Below are 24,130 nucleotides of genomic sequence, written 5' to 3'. Positions count from 1 at the left end.
CTTATTTCTTTTTACCGAATATTTCTTCTTCTACCAGCTCGCAAATGATATGTCCGATGGTGATATGCGCTTCCTGGATGCGCGGTGTATCGGTAGACGGCACATTGATAATGAGTTTGGATAATTCACGCATCCGCCCCCCGTCGGAACCAGTAAAGGCCACCGTCGTGATCGCCTTTTCATGGCATGTCTCGAATGCTTTTACGATATTGGCAGAATTGCCCGAAGTGGACAGGCCGATCAATACATCACCGGCTTTCCCTATGCCCGAAATAAGACGGGAATAGATGATTTCGAAGCTAAGGTCGTTGGATACGGCTGTGATGTAAGAAGAGTTACAGTGCAATGCCTCGGACGGCAGGATATCCCGCTCCAGATAGAACTTACCCGAGAACTCGGCAGCCAGGTGTTGTGCATCGGCGGCGCTTCCTCCGTTTCCGCAGAAATAAACCCTTCCTCCGTATTTGAAACAGGTGACAATCGTTTCAGTGATCTGTGCGATCATGTCTTGCAACTTCTCGTCCGACAAGATCTGTTCGATCACGTCGCGGTGTTGCTCCAACCGTTTTCTGATTATTCCTTTACTGTCCATGTGTTCAGTCCTTTCTTACAAAATTCAAATTGTTGTATGCGTCCGATATTCATCTTGCTTAATGCTTCGGATACTTTGTAGCAGCTATTTCCGGGACAATAGAAGAACATAAATCCTCCTCCTCCGGCACCAGAGATTTTCCCACCTAACGCACCGTTAGACAGGGCGGTTTCGTATATATGATCTATAAATTCATTCGAGATGTTGCGGGCCATTTTCTTTTTATTGGTCCAGCTTGTGTTGAGAGCTTTTCCCAGTTCGATCAGTTCGTCCCTTAATAGGCAGTTCTTCATGCGGAAGGCTTCATGTTTTACATTATGCATCGCTTCCAGCGAATCGTTCTTGTTGTTTTTGACGTTCTCGGCCTGTTCTTCGATGATCTTGCCGGAGCAACGTTGCTGGTCGGTATAGAAAAGGACGGTATTCATCGCCCATTCCTGCAGGATATCGTCACTGATACGGAGAGGGTTGACAATCACTTTATCGTCTTCCAGGAATTCCATGAAGTTGACTCCTCCGAAAGTGGCTGCATACTGATCTTGTTTACCTCCGGCCATGTTGAGGTCGATGCGTTCTATTTCGTAAGCGTAATGCGCAATGTCATATTTACCCAACGGCAGTCGTAGCCATTCGGTAAATGCGCCGAGGATGGCGACAACAAGGGTGGAAGAGGTGCCGAGCCCTGAACCGGAAGGTACATCCATCTGGGTGATCAGTTCGAAGGAAAGCGGTTCCCCGTTGTTATACCGCGCAACGATCGAGTTGTAGATACCCCGTTGCAATAACAACCGGCCTTCCAGTGGCAACTGGCTTACCGCGTCGAACTCTTCCGTAATGTTTTCATTGATGTGGACGAGCCGTATCTTCCCATTGTTGAGCGGACGAATGGTCGCATGGGCGTACAGGTTGACGGTAACGTTGAGGATGGCACCGCCATAGAGGTCTGAGTAAGGAGATACATCTGTTCCTCCTCCGGCAATTCCCAGTCTGAAAGGTGCTTTACTTCGGTATAACATAATAATTTGCCGATTAGTTAATGTGCCAATATGCCAATTAATAATTAGCTAATGTGAGAATGTGCCAAAAAGCCAATGGAAATAGTAATTCATTCAATTATTTCCTAAATTGGCATATTGGCACATTCTTTTATTGGCTAATTATTTTTAATATCTGTAATGGTCTGCCTTGTACGGACCTTCTACCGGCACTCCGATATAGTCGGCCTGTTTCGGGCTCAGGGTAGACAGTTTCACGCCGATGCGTTCGAGGTGCAGACGGGCAACTTCTTCGTCCAGACGTTTCGGCAGACGGTAAACACCTATTTCGTAAGGCATTGTCCATAAGTCGATCTGGGCTAATACCTGGTTGGTGAACGAGTTACTCATCACGAATGACGGGTGGCCTGTTGCACAACCCAGGTTTACCAAACGGCCTTCAGCCAATAGGAAGATCGAGTTTCCGGTAGGGAACGTATATTTATCCACCTGAGGTTTGATATTGGTATGCTTGATATTCGGGTAGTTAACCAGGTTGTCTACCTGTATCTCGTTGTCGAAGTGACCGATGTTACAAACAATGGCTTGATCCTTCATCTGGCTCATGTGTCCGATCGTGATGATGTCACAGTTACCGGTAGTGGTAACGAATATATTTCCTTCTTTAACGGCATCTTCCATAGTCGTTACTTCGAAGCCTTCCATTGCAGCCTGTAATGCGCAGATCGGGTCGATTTCAGTAACGAGTACGCGAGCTCCGTACGAACGCATGGAGTGAGCGCAACCTTTACCCACGTCACCATATCCGGCAACTACTACTACTTTACCGGCAATCATCACGTCGGTAGCACGTTTGATACCGTCAGCCAATGATTCGCGGCAACCGTACAGGTTATCGAACTTGGATTTCGTTACAGAGTCGTTCACATTGATAGCCGGAACCAGCAGTTCGCCTTTTTCCATCATCTGGTACAGACGGTGAACACCGGTAGTCGTTTCTTCCGAAACACCTTTCATTTCGGCTATCGTACGATGCCAGCGCTGGTTGTCTTCTTTCAGGATACTGTTCAGTGTATCCAGAATAACCTGTTCCTCATGGTTACCACCTTTGCGGTTGATTGTTTCAGCATCGTTTTCAGCACGATAACCCATGTGAACCAATAAAGAAGCATCGCCTCCGTCGTCTACAATCATCTGAGGACCTTTTCCGTCGGGGAAGCGGAGTGCCATGTCGGTACACCACCAGTATTCTTCCAGTGTTTCACCTTTCCAGGCAAAAACGGGAACACCTGTTGCAGCAATAGCTGCGGCGGCATGATCCTGTGTAGAGAAGATGTTACAGCTTGCCCAGCGTACATCCGCTCCCAACGCAACTAATGTTTCGATCAACACTGCAGTCTGGATAGTCATATGCAGTGAGCCGGTGATACGGGCACCTTTCAGAGGTTTCTGATCGGCATATTTCTGGCGAAGCGCCATCAATCCCGGCATTTCGTGTTCGGCGATTTCGATTTCTTTACGACCGAAGTCTGCCAAACCCATATCCGCCACTTTGTAAGGCAGATTAGTTGGAAATAATTGTGACATAAATAATAATTATTTTGAATGTGTGGCAAAGATAACAAATTATTGGGTTGTAGGAATAATTCCTAGGGACAAACATATGCCATCTCCTGGTATCATTAAAATTTCCTGCTTAGGAAATTCCAGTTTCCCAGGCAGGAAACGCTAGTTCCCCCGGCAGGAAATTGCAGTTCCCTCCGCAGGGAACTGGAGTTTCCAAAGCGGGAAATTACGAGGAAACTGTAATCAGCTGGTAAATAGATGTATATGTGGAAATGCAGAGAAGGTAATTCTTCAAATAAAATGAGCACATACAAATAACGCAGAATACGCAGAAGCACGTAGACTTATTTGATTAGTAATCAATGCCGTCTGCGATAATCTGCGTATTCTGCGTTATCTATGTTCGGAAATTCTTATTTATACCGGAGTGATACCTTGTTCGGCCAGCAGCTTCAGGCTGAGGTCTTTCAGTTTGAACTTCTGTATCTTTCCGCTGCCGGTCATCGGGAAGGTATCGACGAAGAAGATATATTTCGGTATCTTATGACGGGCGATCTTACCGCGGCAGAAGTCTTTTACCACATCGTCGGTCATGGTTACTCCTTCGTGAAGGATGATAAAGGCACCCACTTCCTCTCCGTATTTCTTTGACGGGACGGCTGCTACCTGAACATCCTTCACCCCTTCCAGATGGTAAAGATATTCTTCGATCTCGCGCGGATAGACATTCTCTCCACCGCGGATAATCATATCCTTGATACGTCCGGTGATACGGTAATATCCGTTCTCGTCTTTGATCCCGAGGTCGCCACTATGAAGGAAACCATCTTTGTCGATCACTTCGGCAGTGGCGGCAGGATTGTTGTAATATCCTTTCATGTTGTTGTAACCGCGGTTGCACATTTCTCCCTGTACGCCAACCGGACATTCTTCTCCGGTTTCGGGGTCGATGACGCGTACTTCGGTGAACTCGAAATCGCGGCCAACCGTGTTGTGACGGGCTTCTGCCGGATCGTCGATGCGCGAGTGCGTCATGCCCGGAGATGTTTCTGTCAGACCATATACGCTGGTTACTTTCATGTACATCTTCTCTTCCACCTGGCGCATCAGTTCCACCGGGCAAAGTGAGCCCGCCATGATACCGGTACGGAGCGAAGTCAGGTCGAACATCGGGAACATCGGATGGTTCAATTCTGCAATGAACATGGTCGGAACACCGTAAAGAGCCGTACAACGTTCTTTATGAATAGAAGCCAGTACGACCAGCGGGTCGAATTTTTCAACCATGACCTGTGTACAACCGTGTGTCAATACGTTCATAGAGGCCAGTACCACACCGAAACAGTGGAAGAGGGGAACACAACAACACAACTTGTCGTCGGTAGTAAACTTCATGTGTTCACCGGTCAACAGTCCGTTGTTGGCTATATTATAATGTGTCAACATAACGCCTTTCGGGAAACCTGTTGTTCCGGAAGTATATTGCATATTGACAACATCATGACAATTGACAAGTTTTTTGGCATCTTCCAACTTATCGTCGCTGATGTTTTCTCCCAGTAATAACAATTCGGGGGTGTTATACATGCCGCGGTATTTTTCCTGGCCGATATAAACCACGTTCTTCAATCTGGGGAAACGTTTGCTTTTCAGGTATCCACGCTGTGACTCCCTTAATTCGGGAAGCATGGTATACATCATATCGATATAGCTTCCGTCGAAAACACCGTCGGTGATACACATGGTATGGATATCGGCATTTTCCGCCAGGAACTCGAGCTCATTCTGCTTATAATTCGTGTTGACTGTAACGGCTACTGCTCCGATTTTAGCGGCAGCATAAAGGAATGTCAGCCAGTCAGGCACATTGGTGGCCCAGATGCCCACATGTGTGCCGTGCCCGATCCCTATGGACAACATACCTTTTGCCATCCGGTCTACACGTTCGTTGAACTCTTTCCAGGTGAAACGCAGGTCGCGGTCTGAATAAACCAGATATTCTTTGTCCGGGATCGTTTCGGCCCAGTGTTCGAGCCATTGCCCCAGCGTCTTATCTTGCAATTGTATTTCCATCTCTTTCTTCCAATTAGTTAGTAGGGGGTATAAACAACTCCAAGGATTTTAGCTGTACTGTCGGCTGCGGCATGTACATGGTGTGCAACGATCGAATCGTAATAAATACTGTCGCCTTCTTCCAGGATATAAGTATTCTTTCCATAGTTTATTTCGAGAACACCTGCAAGTACATATATGAATTCTTCCCCTTCATGAGTCGAAAGGACAAAATCTACACCCTCTTCCGACGGAGCAACGTCGATCAGGAACGGTTCCATATGGCGTCCTGATTTATCCTGCGATAGAGAATGATATTCCATATGTTTACGGTTTTCCATTGAATTGTTGGTGAAACCGATGCTGTTTGAATCGTTACTATCTTTTTTACGGCAGATTACCGGGCCTAGTTCAGACTGGTCGTCAAGGAATGTGCCCAGGCGAACACCCAGTACCCGTGCTATTTTGATGAGTGGTGCCAGCGAAGGAAAATCTACATTGCTTTCGATGCGTTCGATCTGTTCTACACTCAGGCCGGAACGTTCGGCCACTTCTTCGATGGAAAGTTGTTTAGAATCACGGATACTTTTTATCTTGGCTCCGATAATTTTGTTGTTTCCCATAAGTATGATTTTATTAGTATATCTTTTAATTTGTAACTAAACGCCGCAAATTTACATTAATATTTTATTTTCCAATGCAATTTACTGAAAGAAAAAAAGGGCAACTCTTTAAAGAATTGCCCTTTTGTGAACTTCCGGAGAAGTAGTTTCTTATTTTCTGATACCAAGCTCTTTGATGATAGAACGATATCTTTCGATATCAGTCTTGATCAGATAATCCAATAAACGACGACGTTTACCTACCAACATTTTCAGAGCTCTTTCAGTGCTGTAATCTTTGTGATTAGCTTTCAAGTGTTCTGTCAAGTGTGCAATACGTACTGTGAACAGAGCGATCTGGCTTTCTGCAGAACCTGTGTCAGCAGCTGATTTGCCATACTTTTCGAATAATTCTTTTTTCTTTGCTGAATCTAAATACATGATTCTTTTTACTTTAATAAATTGATACTATATTATCTAAGCGGCGACAAAGATATGCATAACTTTTTTGTCTGGCAACACTTTTCCTTGTCTTTTTTATATTTTGCAACATGAATATCACATACATATCGTAAAAATGTCGTACTTTTGCAGCCAATAAATTAGTCTTCGATGCAAAAACTCAGAAACATCGCGATAATCGCGCACGTAGACCACGGCAAAACGACGCTTGTGGATAAGATGTTATTAGCCGGTAAGCTTTTCCGTGAGGGACAGGCTGAGCCGGATCAGTTTATGGACAACAATGATCTGGAACGTGAACGAGGTATTACGATCCTGGCCAAGAATGTCTCTATTAATTATAAGGATTATAAAATCAATATTATTGATACTCCGGGGCACGCCGACTTCGGAGGGGAAGTGGAACGTGTATTGAACATGGCAGACGGTTGTCTGTTGCTGGTCGATGCGTTTGAAGGCCCGATGCCTCAGACCCGTTTCGTTCTTCAGAAAGCGATCCAGTTAGGATTGAAACCGATTGTTGTTATTAATAAGGTAGACAAACCCAATTGCCGCCCGTCGGAAGTACAGGAAATGGTATTCGATTTGATGTTCAGCCTGGATGCAACGGAAGAACAGTTGGATTTCCCGACTATCTACGGTTCGGCTAAACAAGGATGGATGTCGACCGACTGGAAGGAACCGAAAGAGGATATCCTGGCGTTGCTGGATGCCATTATCGAGTATATTCCGGAGCCGAAAGTATTGGAAGGTACGCCTCAGATGTTGATTACCTCTCTGGACTTCTCCAAATACGTAGGCCGTATCGCAGTAGGCCGTGTTCATCGCGGTGAATTGCGTGAAGGGCAGGATGTGATGCTTTGCAAGCGCGACGGTTCGATGGTAAAGTCAAAAATCAAGGAAGTGAATGTCTTTGAAGGTTTGGGACGTACAAAGGTTTCATCTGTTCAGTCAGGAGATATCTGTGCAGTAATAGGAATCGAAGGTTTTGAAATCGGTGAAACGATTGCTGATGTCAACGCTCCGGAACCCCTGCCGACCATCGCTATCGACGAGCCTACAATGTCTATGCTCTTTACCATCAACAACTCTCCGTTCTTCGGAAAAGACGGTAAGTTTGTGACATCCCGTCATATTTTTGAGCGTCTGCAGAAAGAGCTGGATAAGAACCTTGCCCTTCGTGTGGTTCCGACCGACTCTGCCGACTCATGGTTGGTGTACGGTCGCGGTGTACTTCACTTGTCCGTATTGATCGAAACGATGCGTCGCGAAGGATACGAGTTGCAGGTAGGTCAGCCCCAGGTTATTATCAAAGAAATCGACGGTGAAAAATGTGAGCCGATCGAGCAGCTGACTATCAATCTTCCGGAAGAATCATCCAGCCGTATTATCGATATGGTGACCAAGCGTAAAGGAGAGATGACCATGATGGAAAGTAAGAACGATCGTATGCATCTTGAGTTCAATATACCTTCGCGTGGTATTATCGGTTTGAACAATGCTGTTCTGACTGCTTCTGCCGGTGAAGCGATCATGGCACACCGTTTCCTCGAATATCAACCGTGGAAAGGTGAGATCGAACGTCGTAACAACGGCTCGATCATCGCAATGGAAACAGGTACGGCATTTGCTTACGCATTGAACAATCTGCAGTCCCGCGGTCGTTTCTTTATTTCTCCGCAGGAAGAAGTTTATGCCGGTCAGGTAGTTGGCGAGCATACAAAAGAAGGCGATCTGGTTGTTAATGTAACGAAATCGAAGAAGCTCACCAATATGCGTGCTTCCGGTTCGGATGATAAGGTCTCATTGGCACCTCCTATCGTTTTCAGTCTGGAAGATGCTTTGGAATATATCAAGGCCGACGAATATGTGGAAATAACTCCGAATTATATGCGTATGCGTAAGGTTATTCTGGATGAAACGGAACGCAAACGTCAGGGAAGGTAATTCAGAATAAAAAAGTAAGGGTAAAAGGTGATATATATTAATAATTAGTATGTATCACCTTTTCTTTTTGAGAGAAAACTTGCTTATTTCGTTTTTATTTACGATTATTGTAATTTATTTCCGGAATAAAATATGAGGCGTTTTTGATGCATGAAGCGTACCCTAAGCACTAGTATGAAGATAAAAAGAGTTTGTAATCAATATGTATTTATATTGTTGAGTTTATTCTGCTTTGAATTATGCACTATAAAAGCAAATAATGATAGATACCATGAAATGACGGACAGTCTGTGTCGTGTTTTGGATCATACAACGGATCCGGGTAAGCGAATTGAATTGTACCGTCAATTGATTTTTTTGAATAAATTTACTCTGGATGAAGAGAAATATTTGAAGATGCTTGTCAAAGTATCTTTAGAAAATGATTCTATCGATGCCTTCGGCAAAGCATCTGTTTCCTTGGGGCACTATTACTGTAATTTCAATCAACTCGATAGTATATTATCAACTTTGGCAATAGTTGATTCGATTGCTAAAGAACATCATGAGCTTAAAGAAGCCTCTTTTGACCTACGTGATTGCGTCTGTCGATACTATGTCGTAAATGGTGAGTATGAGGTGGCTATGAATCAGGCTGTTAGCCTTTTGCGTGAAGTCGAATCTCTTGGCTATAGAGATGGAATCATAACTTGTAATGAAAATATAGGATTGATTTACTTGATGATCGGACGTGATGAGGATGCAATTCCTCCTTTGGAGAAGAGCTTGACATTGTTGAAAGAAGAAGGAGATAAACCTATACTAGAGGTTCAGATCATGTCTTATTTGGCAGCAGCTTATTTACATATCAATGAATTGGATAAAATGAAAGTGATGCTTGATTTTTATCGTACAGTATTGGATAAAGGAATTCTTCTGGCAAATCCGGTAGATGACCGGAGGTATGAAAAAGCCTCTTATTGCATGCTTTATTCATATTATGTGAATTATTATGTTGCAAAAAGTCTGAGGGAAAAGGCTGGAGATGCGGTTCAAAAGGCTACCAAATATATGAATGAGACATATGATCCTGGTTATACATCTGCTTATTATCTTGCCATGACACGTTATTACTACTTTGTGGATAATTATCCGTTGGCTTTGGAATATGTCAATAAGACATTGGAGGTAGACTATTCGCTGGAGCCTTTGGAAGAAAAGATTAAAATATTAGTTGCTGCCGGAAAGTTTGATGAGGCTATAGAAACATATCAGGATGCGTTGAAATATGTAGAAAAATTGAATGTTTCGGCTTATACACGACAAATTGACCAGTTGCGTATCCTTCATGAGTTGATTGAAAAGGAAAAGCAAGCTCAGTTACTGCAAAACCAGAAAATAGAGATTGTTCATAAGCAAGAATTACTGATTGCATTTTTTATATTTATATGTGTGTTGATTGTTCTCCTTATCGGTGTTATTCGGTATGCATTGAAGATTGGAAAATTAAAAAATGCACTTGAAAGGGAACAACTTTCGTTGAAAGAATCTACAGCGTATTTGAAGGTCGCAAAAGAGAGAGCAGAGAAAGCTGATCAGGTGAAAACTTCTTTTGTTGCCAATGTCAGTCATGAGATACGTACTCCGCTAAATGCTATTGTTGGTTTCTCTGCCCTGTTGAATGATGTGACAGAAGAAGAGCAGGCGGAATTTATCAATATAATTAATGTAAATACGGATTTGTTGTTGAAACTGGTTAACGATGTATTGGATTTGTCCAAACTGGAAGCCGATAGTTTTACATTGGATATTCAGGATGTAGATATCCGGAATTGTGGCCAGGAAGTTCTAAGTGCGATTAGTCACAAGGTGGCTCAGGGAGTTAAACTGACTTTTACCCATCCGGATACACCTTTAATTTTGCGTACGGATTCTTCCCGGCTTCAGCAATTATTGACTAACTTGCTGATTAACGCCGCTAAGTATACGGAAGAGGGAGAAATTAATCTGGATTATCGGATAGATAAGGAATCACAGGAACTTGTGTTTTCTGTGACAGATACTGGTTGTGGTATACCATTGGAAAAACAGGAAGCTATATTTAATCGGTTTGAGAAAGTGGATGACTTTAAACAAGGCGCAGGTTTAGGGTTGCCGATATGTAGTGAAATTGCTCGTCGTTTAGGTGGCTCTGTTTCGATAGATTCATCTTATACTAAAGGTGCCCGGTTTATTTTTAAACTTCCATTGGTTAGTTGAAGTAATATGAAAAAAACGACTTTAATAATTATCAAGAAGAAAGAGTCATTTTGGTTACTTCTTTTATTCAGTTTATTCTTTAGTACATTGGCACTGAAGGCTAATGATAACGAAGATCTGTTGAAACAGAAAAAGGATAGTCTGTTGGAATTGCTTTCGAAGACAGAGAAACCGGCACTGCGAATTGGGGTATTTCGTGATCTGGTGTCATTAACCAGGTTTACGGAAGAGGAAAGGGATTACTCGTTGAAGATGTATGAGGCTGCCTGTCTGGCAGATTCAATAAATAAACGTTATGAGTCTTTGTTTTTTATAAGTCGTTATTACTGTAATACTTTTCAGCTGGATTCCCTGACTTATTGGGTAAGTAAGTTTGACTCGATTATAACTGTTCGTAAGGAATATCCTGTTGAATTATTTTTGACTCATAATACACTCTGTCGTTTATATTTAAACCTGGATGAACATGAACTGGCCATGAATGAAGCTGTAAAGGAACAAATCTGGGCAGAAAAGGCCGATTACCAGTATGGTTTTGCTTGTTGTAATGAAAATTGGGGAATGATTTATATGTCTACTAACCGTTTTGAAGAATCTGTCAAAGCCTTTGAAAATTGTATCTCTATACTGAAGCGACTGGATAATGAATTTATTTATGAATTGCAGGTGAATGAATGTTTGATTCGTAGTTATTTATATTTGAATGCTTATCAAAAGGCAGAAAAGGCATTGGATGATTATGAAAATGTTTTATCTAAGTTGGAAGCAAGTGATGTAAGGTTTAAAAGTCTTTATGGTGGTGAGTTGCATGCTATTCTTGCGCTTTACCGGATCAGACTTTATTCAGAAATAAGTATGCCGGAAAAGGCCGCTCAAGCAATTGAATATCTGGAGCCGTATAAAGAATATGTATCTAAAAATTATATTTTGACTGTTTATAATCTCTCAATGGCTAGTTATTATTATCTGCTGAAAGATTATTCGAAGGCTCTTGAGTTTATTAATGGGCGAACAGATCGGGAATCTCCTGTCTTTGAATTAAGAGCTGCTATTTATAGGATGTTGGGGAAAAAGCGGGATGAATTGAATGTTTATCAGGAATTTCTGAATCATAGAAAATCTCAGAATGAACTTGCTTATACAAAGCAAATCGACCAGCTTCGGTCTCTTCAGAAACTGAACGAGGAGGATAAGGCTGTACAAAAAATTAATCTGCAACAGAAAGAGCTTGAGAATAGACGTTTGCAATTGATTGTGCTGATTATTCTTGCTTCGGTTTTGTTATTGTCTCTTTTATTCTTGCTTCGTTATTTGACTCGTACCCGGAAATTGAAGAATATTCTTTTAAAGGAACAATCTGCGTTGATAGAGACAAATAAGAATCTGGAAGTCGCGAGACAACGAGCAGAAAAAGCAGATAGAATGAAAAGTAATTTCATTGCAAATATCAGTCATGAGATACGTACGCCTTTGAATGCGATTGTCGGTTTTACAAGTCTGTTGGCTGATTCTACCAGGGAGGAACGTGATGAATATATGCAGGTCATTAATAATAATTCTGATCTGCTGTTGAACCTCGTTAGTGATGTTCTCGACTTATCTCATCTGGAGGCTGATTCTTTTATGTTGCATTATCAGAGAGTTGATATTCAAGAGTGTTGCCAATATGCGTTGACAACAATAAAGCATCGGGTAAATTCCGGTGTAAATCTTGTTTTCAGTTGTTCGGATGCACCTTATATTATAAGCACCGACCCGCTCCGTTTACAACAGTTACTGGTAAATTTGTTGACGAATGCGGCAAAATGTACAGAAGAGGGGGAAATACATTTGGATTATCAGGTTGATAAAGCTGCTCACCTGATTAAGTTCTCTGTTACAGATACTGGTTGCGGCATTCCTCTGGATAAACAGGAAATTATATTCAATCGTTTCCAGAAGTTGAATAATTTCAAGCAGGGTGCAGGGCTGGGGTTGTCCATTTGCAGTGCTATTTCTAACCGTTTCGGAGGTCGTTTGTATGTCGATTCGCTTTATACACAGGGTGCTCGCTTTGTCTTTGAGTTACCTTTTTCGGGAAATGTGGATAACAAATGAATGTGATTAGTAAGAATATTGTTGATTGCCTGATACTCATTCTCTTGCTTCTGCTTCTGACTATCTCGCGGAGCCGGGCATCTGAAGCAAATGTTGTTTTGCAGCAAAAGCAGGATAGTTTATTGCATGTTTTATCGAAACTGGATAAACCGAATGAAAAAATAGAAACTCTGCAAATCCTGGCAACTCTGAGTGCAGGAAAGCAAGACGAAGTGACCTATTGGAAACAGGTTATAGAGGTTGCAAATGAAGCTGATTCTCTTGACTGCTGTTATCGTGCGATGAGTGCCATTGGTAAGTATTATGCCATTAAAGAGGATGTCGACAGTTTAGTGTTTTGGGCCAACAAGCTTGATTCGATCGGGAAAAAAGATAGTAGGGCTGTTGAGTATCAATTTCAGGTGTATAATTATCTGTGCCGTGTGTATATGTCGTCGAGTAAAGATTTCAAGTTGGAATCGGCCATGAATATTGCTATCAGCCAGCGCTTATTGGCGGAAAAGACTGGTAGTACAAAAGGGATGATTTTATCCAGTGAGAATTTGGGACTGATTTATATGTTCTCGGGGCGATACGAGGATGCAGTTTTGAACATGGAAACTTGTTTATCCCTCTTGAATAAGGAAGACGATCAGTTACGGTATAAACTGCAGGTGGCAGAAAGTCTTGTTCGAATTTATATTTATCAATCGGAGTTTATAAAAGCAGAACATTTGCTGGATTATTATGAGGAAATTTTGATAAAGATAGAATCGAGCATGAATTTTGAGAATTATGATGCCAGATATTCCCGTTGTTTTTTGTATTCATATAAAATATGGATGTATTCGCTGCAAGGTAAAAATGAAGAAGCTGTCGAAGCTATTCAGAAGCAGGAGCTCTATAAAGATGCATTGCGGGGATTTGCGTGGGCAATTAATAAATTTGCAATGGGACATTACTTTTTTATGGTAAAAAAGTATGACCAGGCTCTTTCGGAACTGCAGCCGATTGAAGAAGGGGATGATGAAGTTCTTCGATTGAAAATTCAAATATTAAAGGCTAAAGGTGATAATAAAGCCGTTTTGGAAACCTCCCAACAATTGTTGGAGATTTATAAAGAGAAGAACCTCAATGCCTATCTCTCACAGGTTGATCAGCTTCATTCTTTACAGCAATTGAATGAACGGGAAAAGCAGGAACTAGTTTTGTTAACACAGAAAAGAGAATTGAGGAATAAACAGATCCTCTTGGTCTTATTGATCGCTTCTTCTGTAATTCTGGCAATCTTACTAATCTTTTTAATTCGATACTCTTTGAATACACATCGTTTGAGAAATGTGTTGGAACGGGAAAAGGAATTCTTGAATGACATAAACCGTAATTTGGAGATGGCAAGGGAAAAAGCAGAAAAGGCTGACAGAATGAAAAGTAATTTTATAGCCAACATCAGTCATGAAATACGCACACCTTTAAATGCCATCGTTGGTTTTACAGGTTTGTTGGCTGATTCATCGGAGGAGGAACGGGTAGAATATATACAAATAATCAATAATAATTCGGATTTATTGTTGAATCTGGTCAGCGATGTACTTGATTTATCTCGACTGGAGGCTGTTAATTTTTCATTGTGTTATCAGGATGTCGATATTCATGCATGTTGCCTGCATGCTTTGGATACAATGCGGCATCGGGTAAATCCAGGCGTAAAGGTGATTTTTACCTACTCTGAAGCCCCTTATTTTATGCGTACCGATCCGCTTCGTTTGCAGCAGTTGCTGGTGAATCTGTTGATAAATGCTGCGAAATTTACGGAAGAAGGAGAAATACGTCTGGATTATAAGGTGGATGTGATAAATAAGAGAATTTGTTTCTCTGTTAGCGATACAGGATGTGGCATTCCATTGGATAAGCAAAAGATTATTTTTGACCGGTTTGAAAAAGTGAATGACTTTAAACAGGGTGCTGGTTTGGGTTTGCCAATATGCAAAGCAATCTCCACCCGTTTTGGAGGAGAAGTCTATATAGATGCCTCTTATACAGCCGGTGCATGTTTTGTCTTTATATTACCGTTGTTTAAAGAGCAGTAGCATAGTTATATACCTGTAAAACATCATCTATCGCATTAAAGTCGAAATCATTCTTTTTGATATACTCTTTCAAGGTCTCTTTCTTTTCCGGAAAGGCTTTCAAGAATTGCTTTTCATTGATAAAACGGTATTGCTTTCCATTCCGTTCAATTCGGAATATCTTATCGATCCGGGTTAAAATCAGTTTTTCCGTTTCCAGTTTATGTACGGTATTTCCGGACTGGAAGCTTGAGTATGAGTCTACGGCTGAGGTCTCCGACCGTCCGCCATATCCGACGTTTTTCCCTTCCCAACGCATCGAGCCTCTATATTGGACAAAAATAGGAGGGTCCATCTGCAATACTTCCGTAGCTCCGTCTTTGGTCGGAAGAAAGATTCTTTCGCCGATCTTGATCGTTGCAACCATTTCTGGCTCCAGAAATTCTTTTATATTATTATTGTCATTTTGATCGATAAACAGGAATTTTTTGATTAATAGACTGTAATTCATTGGGACACGGAATTGCCGTCCATCTTTATAAAATACATATCCGTCCTGGAAATCTTTTAACAGGAATTGTGTACTGTCTATCTGGGCAACGAGGCCGGATGTATGCATAATACAGATCAGGTAAAATAGTAGAATCTGTTTCATAAATAGTCTATTAGGTGGTTACTAATATATTTGTTTCCTGCTGTAAATATAAACTATTTATGATTTACTCGTACAGGAAAGATATATATTTTTAGACATAATGGGGCTGATGGGACATATAGAAAGCAGTCAATCTGCTGGTGATCAAGGCAACGGCATAGAAGACCGGTAACTATGTATTAAAAAAGAAAGGCTGCCTCCATATGGAAGCAGCCTTTGGTATGTAGGTTGTAAACTTAATTACTTAACTAAGCTAGCGAAATCTGCGTTAGTTGCATATTTAGCAAATTCCAGATCGATAGCAGCTTCTTTAGCCATAGCTTTGTCAGCAGCGATAGCAGCTTTCAGGTTGCTGATAACACCGTTTGCGTCGTTTGTACGAGCAGCAACAACAGCTTTCAGGTAAGAAGTAGTAGCGTCAGGATTAGCAACAGCGTTCAGAGTCTGAGAAGCTTTGCTGTAATCTTTTACTAACAACTGAGCCAAAGCTGCGTTGTTTGTCTTAACAGAACCGAAAGAGTTAACAGCCTTAGCATATTCGCCTTGTTCCAGATAAAGAACACCCAGAGCTTCTCCTAATTCAGCTACACCGGCAGCGTTACCGAACAATTGCTGAGCTTTAGCCTGGTCACCCTTAGTCAGAGCGATAAGACCTAAGTTCATGTTAGCTTCGTTGTTAGCCTTAACAGAGTTAGATTTGTTGAACATCTGTTCAGCCTTAGCCAGGTCACCAGCCTTGAATGCCATCATACCGATGTTGTTCCAAGTGCGGTAGCAGTTAGGATACAGTTCAGAAGCTTTTGTATAGATAGCCATCTTTTCAGCATCGTTGTTAGTCAGAGTTGCAGCATACAGAATTTCTTCGATGTTCAGTTCTGCAGGGTTGCTCTTAGCTAATGCACTGATTTCGTCATCAGACTTACCGATGATTTCGATGTTAGCAGTCAAACGAGAACGACGCAACTGAGGTAAGATAGTTTCAGCCAAGTCTGAATATACAACAGAGATGTTTTTGATTTCTTTTTCTCTTGTTTCAGGATCCTGGTACATAGAGATAACTCTTAATACGAGGTCTTTATCCTGCAGATTAGAAGCAGATACCAATTCTTTGAAACCTTCCCAGTCCTGAGCAGTGTAACGTGCGTCAACCGGAGCATCCACTTTCATTTTCTTCAATTCTTTAGCCAGATACTTAGAAGTATTGCCTTCACGTCTTTCTGCCAAGCCTGTGTTCAGTTTAACACCACCATCAGGAGATGCATAAGCCGAAATTTCGATTGCTACGTTCTGATTAGGAGCTTCGTCTGCATTTTTAACCAGGTCTTTCCAATCTTTAATAGCTGTAGAGTTCAGTTCTTTTGAACGAAGTTCAGCCTGTTGGATAAGGAACATGATGTTAGCATCGTGAGCTTCTTTGATGATGCGCTGGAATTTGTCAGCAGCGATAGCAGCAGTTGCAGTTGCGGCGTCAGCCAATTCAGAAGTAGCGATAACACCTTCACCGATCTTTACGTCCGGCAATTTAACAGTTTTGTTCTTGATCTTTGCGTCGAAAGTCAGATACAATTCTGATTTCTTCATTTCCGGTTTGTAAGTAAATGCAGATTTCATAGTTACGTTAGCACCTTCTTTCTGCGGGATAACCTGGTTGTTACCTTTTACTTTTTCACCTTGATAAGTGTAGGATGTTCCCCATGCTTCACCACCTGCATAACGAAGAACCGGAGTTACTGTTACAACAGCTTTTTTATTGAACCATTTTGCAGGGAATGTTGCGTTGATAGTTACCGGAACTTTGCCTCCGATAGCCTCTAGCGGCTGCGGCTCAGCTTTGATATACTCTTCAGCTAGCGGTTTCAACTTGTTAGAACAAGAAGAAAGGGTTAAAATTGCTGCCATTACGAAGAATGACAATAAAAACTTTTTGTTCATAATTTGATGTAAGTTTAAAATGTTACTATGTTTATATATTCTCTTCCAATTGTCCCTTAGCCATCAAAGTGCAAAACTAAAGCATTTTTTTGTTATGAATAGCAAAGATACAATAAAATCTTTCTAATTAATACTTATTAATGAATCCGTGTCCCCTTTTTTGCTGAAACGGATATAAATAGCAGGATTTACGGGTATTCATTAACCGGGAATCCTGACATAATTAGGTTAATTTTTTGTATTTACTATATCGTTGTCAATACAATAGAGCGGTGTTGTCGACTCACTTATTGTGTATTTTTGATTAAAATAATATCTTTTGCGTGAAACTTTCGTTATTGTAAGTAACTCGTATCAGATAAATCCCTGTTGTGACAGAGGGTGTTGTGACTGTGTTTTGGCCAGTATAGACCGTTCCGCTCCGTATCGTTCTTCCGTCTGTCGTAATCATTGAGTATTGGGCTTGTCTGATATTCTCAGGGAGCAGGATATAGACTGTTTTTTGAGTCGATCCTGTAAATATACGGATAGGATTGCTTTTTTCTATGGATGTGTTGGCCGATGTAGTGTTATATTGGATGACCGGATCGATAAACAGGGACGTGCTCATCGGGGAGGCCGGGTGAGCGGTCGCTTCGATCCATTCTTCTTTATAATGAATCCAGGTAGTGTTTTTACTGGTTTCTCCTTTAGGTAGATTAAATGCCGAAAAGAAGGTCTCATCTGTAGAAGATTTGATTTTATAACCGATAAAGAAAGTCCCGGATACCGTGACCGATTCTGAGAATGGGATGAATGACTCCTGGTCGCGGTTCAAAGGCTTAAGCGAGTCGATAAATAACTCACCTTTCTCTTTGAATGTAGTGAACTTCGGTTTGAAAGCTTCGGTATGTAAAAGTCTTTCCGGTTTGTTGCTTCCGCTGTAAACGGTTATTTCTATATCGATATTTTTTGAGTTGGCGATAGATGGATTAACTATATACGCACCAAAAATGGAGGCATCCCCTGTTGTTTTATACATTTCTGTAAATTCGGTCATACCTAATGAGTTGTTACCGAAAGCCGGTCCTTTTCCGGGTGAAGGGAGGGCGGTAGTTACTATCGTATTTGTTTTACCGCTTTCACTGATATTGCTCAAGCGAATAGCTGGTGTTGTTGCATACGGGTCGATACCGTTACAGATAAGTTCTTTGTTGCGGTTAGATGGATCGAGCCATGTTTTTAGCTGTTTGTCCGGGTCGGGAGATATATCCCAGCTTCGGCTTAACATGTAGAAGTAATCGTTGTATGGTTGCGAACAGGAGGAAAATCCTCCGGACAAGCCTCCGATTATCCGGCTATTGTCGTCGAACAGGGGGGAACCGGATGAACCTCTGTAAGTACTCCCTTCCGCCCACTCCTCTACATGCCAGTGTCCGTTTTTTCCAAATAAGGACTGTGGATAAGAATCTATTATTACATTATCAGTCTTTGAGATCCTTTTTACGGACGCATTCGGGTGGTGGATATTGATATAGGGGGCTGTTCCCTCGTCTTTGGCATTCCATCCTGCGTAATAAGGTTGATAGTAGACTGGTGGAGTTTCCAATAGTTCGAGTAGAGCCATATCCGTATTCTCGTTGGTCGCTCTGAAGTAGGTCGAAGCCATCGACATCTCTTCCGTCCCCCTCATTATAGGGTCGCAAAGCGGACTTTCGTAGTTGAAGAAAGTTACGATGGTTCCGGCGATCTGTTCATAATCCGGATTTTCAATTGTAAATTGCTTGTTCAGGCAATGGGAGGCTGTCAGGATATATGGCTTACCATCGTTTTCTGTGTTATTAATTAATGTACCTGTACAAGCCGTCTCTCCATTGAGTACGATCAGCACGACGCTGCGTCCGATATCATTGTATTTATCTGTCTCCTGTTGTATACAGGCTAACGGTTTCATACACCATAGAAAGGGGTCGTCACCTTTAGGTTCATATTCTTTCAGTCCCCGATAATCGTGGTTGACTTCTCCTACTTTCAGTCTTCCGTGAAACGGAGCATTGGCAGGTTCCTGATATTCGATGATCAACTCGTCTCCCTGTACCGGTGAAACAGGAAATATTCCGAGTTCCGAGTTATTCAGATGATTGAAAGAACCTAATATATGTGTCTGATCGGGATTGTACAGGAAAAGCTGGGCACCTTCCGGTAGCTCGTATTCAGTAAATAATACATTTATGGAATAAGCCTTGGCCGAGCGTATGCCTAACCGCCACACACGGGTCCCGTCGGCCAGTGTAAAACTGGTGCCTGAGTTTTCCGGTGTAAAGTCCGTCATAAACTTATAGGCGAAATGATAGCCGCTGCGTAAATCGCTTTCGTTCAGTGAATCGATACGTAATTGCTCTTCTATATCAAAGGATGGCATTTCTTTGAATATACTTCCGGAGCGGGTGTTGATTGTCGTCATCGGAAGAGGTTTGCCTCCGTGACTGATCTGTGCTGTCAAGTGGTTGGTTATGAGCAAGCACAATGTGAAAAATATGGTCAGCTTTTTCATATTCATGCAAATATATGTTTTTCTTTTCGAAACCTCTCTCGTATTTCATGATTTTTATCTAAGTTTGCCATGCGAAAACGGATCATTCTGAATTATAAAACCAATATTACATAATTAAATAATAAAGATATGGCAACACCTCCTTTCAAGTATCAGGCACCGTTCCCACTCGGACCGGATACAACAGAGTATTATCTGCTAACAAAAGATTATGTATCGGTATCCGAATTTGAAGGACAGCCGATGCTGAAAATTGCAAAAGAAGGACTTACAGCGATGGCTAACGCTGCTTTCCGTGATGTGGCTTTCATGCTTCGTCCCGAGCACAACGAACAGGTGGCTAAGATACTGAGCGATCCGGAAGCCAGCGACAACGACAAGTTTGTGGCATTGACTTTCCTGCGTAATGCGGAAGTATCTGCAAAAGGGCAGCTTCCTTTCTGCCAGGATACGGGTACTGCGATTATCCACGGTGAAAAAGGACAGCATGTATGGACCGGCTATTGCGATGAAGAGGCTCTTTCTCTGGGTGTTTATAAAACCTATACGGAAGAAAACCTGCGTTATTCACAGAATGCTCCTTTAAATATGTACGACGAGGTAAATACCAAATGTAACTTACCTGCACAGATCGACATCGAAGCTACTGAAGGTATGGAATATAAATTCCTCTGTGTAGCTAAAGGCGGTGGTTCTGCCAACAAGACTTATCTGTTCCAGGAGACAAAAGCGATCCTGAACCCGGCTACCCTGGTTCCGTTCCTGGTAGAAAAAATGAAAACATTAGGTACGGCTGCTTGTCCTCCTTATCATATTGCATTCGTTATCGGCGGTACTTCTGCAGAAAAGAACCTGTTGACAGTGAAGCTGGCTTCTACTCATTATTACGATAACCTGCCTACAAGCGGTAACGAAGGCGGACAGGCTTTCCGTGATATCGAATTAGAAAAACAGGTATTGGAAGCTGCTCACAACATCGGTTTGGGTGCCCAGTTCGGTGGTAAGTATTATGCACACGATGTACGTATCGTTCGTCTGCCCCGTCACGGTGCTTCTTGCCCGGTAGGCATGGGTGTTTCTTGTTCTGCGGACCGTAACATCAAATGTAAAATCAATAAAGACGGTATCTGGATCGAAAAGATGGATTCAAATCCTGGTCGCCTGATCCCTGAGGAATTGCGTAAGGCAGGTGAAGGTAATGCTGTAAAGATCAATCTGAACCAGCCGATGGCTGATATCCTGAAAGAACTGACTAAATATCCGGTATCGACTCGTCTTTCTCTGAGCGGAACGATCGTGGTAGGCCGCGACATTGCGCATGCTAAACTGAAAGAACGTATCGATAAAGGGGAAGGTCTGCCTCAATACATTAAAGATCATCCTATTTATTATGCAGGACCTGCTAAGACTCCGGCAGGAATGGCTTCCGGTTCCTTCGGCCCGACAACTGCTGGTCGTATGGACTCGTATGTCGACCTGTTCCAGGACAATGGCGGTAGCATGATCATGATTGCCAAGGGTAACCGTAGCCAACAAGTTACAGATGCTTGTCAAAAACATGGTGGTTTCTACCTTGGAAGTATCGGTGGTCCGGCTGCTATCCTTGCGCAGGAAAGCATTAAGAAAGTAGAATGTCTGGAATATCCTGAACTGGGAATGGAAGCAATCTGGAAGATCGAAGTAGAAGACTTCCCTGCCTTTATCCTGGTTGACGATAAGGGCAACGATTTCTTCAAACAACTGAAGCCTCGTTGTGCCGGTTGTAAATAAGAAAAACTTATTATAAGAGGTAAAGAACCTGCTCCGTTAGTTCGAGGCAGGTTTTTCTATGTTGTGAACTGGAGTATCATATATTATGATACTTTATTCTCATATATTATGGAACTGTTGTATCACAATATATGATACTTGACTTTGTAAGGGCGCAAAAAAAGAGCTACTCCGGAAAGAATAGCTCTTTATATAATGTATAAGAAAGTTATCTATTAACGATCGCCACGGTTATTGCGATCTCCACGATCCTGACGAGGACCACGGTCACCCCGATCACCACGTTCCGGTCTCGGACCTCTTTCTGGTCTCGGCGGACGTTCTTCGTAACCTTCCGGCTTCGGCAATAACACCTTACGTGATAGTTTGAACTTACCGGTCTTTGCATCAATGTCTACCAATTTAACCTGAATAGTATCACCTTCTTTTAAACCGGCCTGTTCTACTGTTTCCAGACGAGCCCAGTCGATTTCAGAGATGTGAAGCAGACCGTCTTTGCCAGGCATGAATTCAACGAATGCACCGTAAGGCATGATAGAAGAAATCTTTCCTTCGTATACTTCGCCTATTTCCGGAACTGCAACGATACCCTTGATAGATCTGATAGCAGCATCGATTGTATCTTTGTTGGTTCCTGAAATTTCGATACGACCGAATCCGTCAACTTCTTCAATCGTGATAACAGCACCTGTCTTTTCCTGAATACCCTGAATGATCTTTCCGCCCGGGCCGATTACTGCACCGATGAATTCTTTGCCGATTGTCATCGTTTCGATACGAGGAGCATGCGGTTTCAGGTCTTCACGGGTTGTCGGTTGAGCTTCCATGATCTTTCCTAAGATATGCATACGGCCTTCTCTTGCCTGTGCCAATGCATTTTCAAGAATTTCGTATGACAGACCGTCTACCTTGATGTCCATCTGGGTAGCAGTGATACCGTCTTTTGTTCCTGTTACCTTGAAGTCCATATCGCCCAGGTGGTCTTCGTCACCTAAGATGTCGGACAGGATAGCATAGTTCTTACCTTTGTTTTCAGAAATCAGACCCATTGCGATACCTGATACCGGTTTCTTCATCGGAACACCAGCATCTCTCAATGCCAATGTACCGGCGCAAACAGTTGCCATGGAAGAAGAACCGTTTGATTCGAGGATATCGGAGATTACGCGGATCACATACGGATATTCATCCGGAATCATACGTTTCAAAGCACGGTGGGCCAGGTTTCCGTGGCCGATCTCACGACGTCCTACACCACGTGATGCTTTTGCTTCACCAGTTGAGAACGGAGGGAAGTTATAGTGTAAAAGGAAACGTTCTTTACTATGGTTCAGTACGTCGTCAACCATTTTTTCGTCGGCTTTGGTACCGAGTGTAACAGTTGTCAGTGACTGAGTTTCACCACGTGTGAAAACAGCTGATCCGTGAGGTCCCGGAAGATAATCTGTTTCGATCCAGATCGGACGAATTTCAGTAGTCTTACGGCCATCCAGACGTTTACCTTCGTCCAGAATTGCACGGCGCATAGCTTCTTTTTCTACATCGTGATAGTAACGGCCGATCATTTCAGCCTTTTCAGCCAGTTCTTCTTCTGTGAAGTTGGCTTTATATTCTTCAATGATTGCTTCAAAAGCATCGAAGCGCTGGTGTTTGTCTGTACCTGATGTGGCAACGGCATAAGCTTTTGCGAAACATTTGTCATGTACGTCTTTACGCAGTTCTTCATCGTTTACTTCGTGGCAATATTCGCGTTTTACGAGTTTACCGCATGCTTCCGACAGTTCGAGCTGAGCCTGGCACTGTACTTTGATCGCTTCGTGCGCAATCTTGATAGCTTCAAGCATTTCAGACTCCTGTACTTCAGACATTTCACCTTCTACCATCATGATGTTGTCGATTGTAGCGGCAACCATCATGTCGATATCTGCTTTTTCCAATTCTGAGAATGTCGGGTTGATAATGTATTTGCCATCTACACGTGCTACACGTACTTCAGAGATCGGACCGTTGAAAGGGATATCTGAAACGGCCAGTGCAGCAGATGCAGCCAAACCTGCCAGTGCATCCGGCATGTCTTCGCCGTCGGCAGAGAACAATATAACGTTTACATATACTTCAGCATGATAATTGTCCGGAAATAACGGACGTAGTGCGCGGTCTACAAGACGTGATGTAAGAACTTCATAATCAGAAGCCTTTCCTTCTCTTTTTGTAAAACCTCCCGGAAAACGGCCAAATGAGGAGTACTTTTCTTTGTATTCAACTTGCAGCGGCATAAAGTCAACACCGGGATTTGCATCTTTTGCGGCACAAACAGTAGCCAGCAACACTGTGTTGCCCATACGTACGGTAACCGCACCGTCCGCCTGTTTTGCCAACTTCCCGGTCTCGATGGTGATGGTTCTTCCATCAGCCAACTCGATCGTCTTGTTAATTGGATTAAGCATAATCTTCTTTCTTATTTTTCTATCTGTAAAAATTGGTGCAAATGTAATGAAAGTTTACCTGTAAATGCATGAAAATGAAAATAAAAAACATCAGAAAAGTTCTTTTTTATAAAAATAAAGGGAAGATTTTGAGAATAATAGTGCCACAATTGTAAAATAATGTATATTTGCATCGGAATTACGAACATTGTAAA

General features: G+C 42.3%; 15 protein-coding genes. 5 read left to right on the top strand and 10 right to left on the bottom strand.

From position 1 onward, the window contains the following. Position 1: 1 nt before the first annotated feature. From QZ076_RS00245 to rpsO, 6 genes are all read right to left on the bottom strand, one after another. On the bottom strand, positions 2 to 592 hold the full coding sequence (locus QZ076_RS00245) for an SIS domain-containing protein (RefSeq protein WP_028726472.1): 591 nt from the start codon (positions 590 to 592) through the stop codon (positions 2 to 4). Then, on the bottom strand, positions 574 to 1,608 hold the full coding sequence (locus QZ076_RS00240) for a dehydrogenase (RefSeq protein WP_293709216.1): 1,035 nt from the start codon (positions 1,606 to 1,608) through the stop codon (positions 574 to 576). The genes QZ076_RS00245 and QZ076_RS00240 overlap by 19 nt, the downstream gene beginning before the upstream one ends. Before the next feature lie 147 nt (positions 1,609 to 1,755). Further along, a complete protein-coding gene (ahcY, locus tag QZ076_RS00235; protein ID WP_293709214.1) occupies positions 1,756 to 3,174 on the bottom strand; it encodes an adenosylhomocysteinase in 1,419 nt (472 codons plus the stop codon). A gap of 396 nt (positions 3,175 to 3,570) precedes the next feature. Next, positions 3,571 to 5,226 carry an AMP-binding protein gene (locus QZ076_RS00230; protein ID WP_293709212.1) on the bottom strand — a complete coding sequence of 552 codons (1,656 nt, stop codon included), beginning with the start codon at positions 5,224 to 5,226 and terminating at the stop codon, positions 3,571 to 3,573. A gap of 17 nt (positions 5,227 to 5,243) precedes the next feature. Continuing rightward, complete coding sequence (locus QZ076_RS00225; protein ID WP_075559870.1) at positions 5,244 to 5,828, bottom strand: XRE family transcriptional regulator; 585 nt, start codon at positions 5,826 to 5,828, stop codon at positions 5,244 to 5,246. Between the two features lie 150 nt (positions 5,829 to 5,978). Then, a complete protein-coding gene (gene rpsO, locus QZ076_RS00220) occupies positions 5,979 to 6,248 on the bottom strand; it encodes a 30S ribosomal protein S15 (RefSeq protein ID WP_075559871.1) in 270 nt (89 codons plus the stop codon). 171 nt (positions 6,249 to 6,419) lie between these two features. Here rpsO and typA point away from each other — a divergent pair, with 171 nt between their 5' ends. From typA to QZ076_RS00200, 4 genes are all read left to right on the top strand, one after another. Next, positions 6,420 to 8,216, top strand: coding sequence for a translational GTPase TypA (typA, locus tag QZ076_RS00215; protein WP_293709209.1), 1,797 nt, complete (start codon positions 6,420 to 6,422; stop codon positions 8,214 to 8,216). 174 nt (positions 8,217 to 8,390) lie between these two features. Beyond that, positions 8,391 to 10,454: a HAMP domain-containing sensor histidine kinase gene (locus tag QZ076_RS00210; protein WP_293709208.1), complete on the top strand. Its 2,064-nt coding sequence runs from the start codon at positions 8,391 to 8,393 to the stop codon at positions 10,452 to 10,454. A gap of 6 nt (positions 10,455 to 10,460) precedes the next feature. Further along, positions 10,461 to 12,551, top strand: a complete 2,091-nt coding sequence (locus tag QZ076_RS00205; RefSeq protein ID WP_293709207.1) for an ATP-binding protein — start codon at positions 10,461 to 10,463, stop codon at positions 12,549 to 12,551. Continuing rightward, positions 12,548 to 14,620: a HAMP domain-containing sensor histidine kinase gene (locus QZ076_RS00200; protein ID WP_293709205.1), complete on the top strand. Its 2,073-nt coding sequence runs from the start codon at positions 12,548 to 12,550 to the stop codon at positions 14,618 to 14,620. Before QZ076_RS00205 ends, QZ076_RS00200 begins: the two co-directional genes overlap by 4 nt. Here QZ076_RS00200 and QZ076_RS00195 read toward each other — a convergent pair. The 3 genes from QZ076_RS00195 to QZ076_RS00185 all read right to left on the bottom strand — a co-directional run bounded on the left by QZ076_RS00195 (position 14,607) and on the right by QZ076_RS00185 (position 19,725). Beyond that, complete coding sequence (locus tag QZ076_RS00195; protein ID WP_293709203.1) at positions 14,607 to 15,254, bottom strand: hypothetical protein; 648 nt, start codon at positions 15,252 to 15,254, stop codon at positions 14,607 to 14,609. The two genes, QZ076_RS00200 and QZ076_RS00195, sit on opposite strands and share 14 nt — an antisense overlap. Positions 15,255 to 15,494: 240 nt before the next feature. Further along, positions 15,495 to 17,186 (bottom strand): hypothetical protein, encoded by a 1,692-nt coding sequence (locus tag QZ076_RS00190; RefSeq protein WP_293709201.1) that lies wholly within the window; start codon positions 17,184 to 17,186, stop codon positions 15,495 to 15,497. 304 nt (positions 17,187 to 17,490) lie between these two features. Continuing rightward, positions 17,491 to 19,725 carry a trypsin-like peptidase domain-containing protein gene (locus QZ076_RS00185; RefSeq protein ID WP_293709199.1) on the bottom strand — a complete coding sequence of 745 codons (2,235 nt, stop codon included), beginning with the start codon at positions 19,723 to 19,725 and terminating at the stop codon, positions 17,491 to 17,493. Between the two features lie 123 nt (positions 19,726 to 19,848). Here QZ076_RS00185 and QZ076_RS00180 point away from each other — a divergent pair, with 123 nt between their 5' ends. Beyond that, positions 19,849 to 21,489, top strand: coding sequence for a fumarate hydratase (locus QZ076_RS00180; RefSeq protein WP_293709197.1), 1,641 nt, complete (start codon positions 19,849 to 19,851; stop codon positions 21,487 to 21,489). Positions 21,490 to 21,704: 215 nt separating this feature from the next. On the opposite strand, the gene pnp is transcribed toward QZ076_RS00180, so the two are convergent. Continuing rightward, positions 21,705 to 23,936 (bottom strand): polyribonucleotide nucleotidyltransferase, encoded by a 2,232-nt coding sequence (pnp, locus tag QZ076_RS00175; RefSeq protein ID WP_293709195.1) that lies wholly within the window; start codon positions 23,934 to 23,936, stop codon positions 21,705 to 21,707. Positions 23,937 to 24,130 lie beyond the last annotated feature (194 nt).

Origin of the sequence: uncultured Parabacteroides sp., assembly GCF_905196875.1 — a bacterium.
Classification (GTDB): Bacteria; Bacteroidota; Bacteroidia; order Bacteroidales; family Tannerellaceae; genus Parabacteroides.
This window is presented reverse-complemented; position numbering and strand designations above follow the sequence as displayed.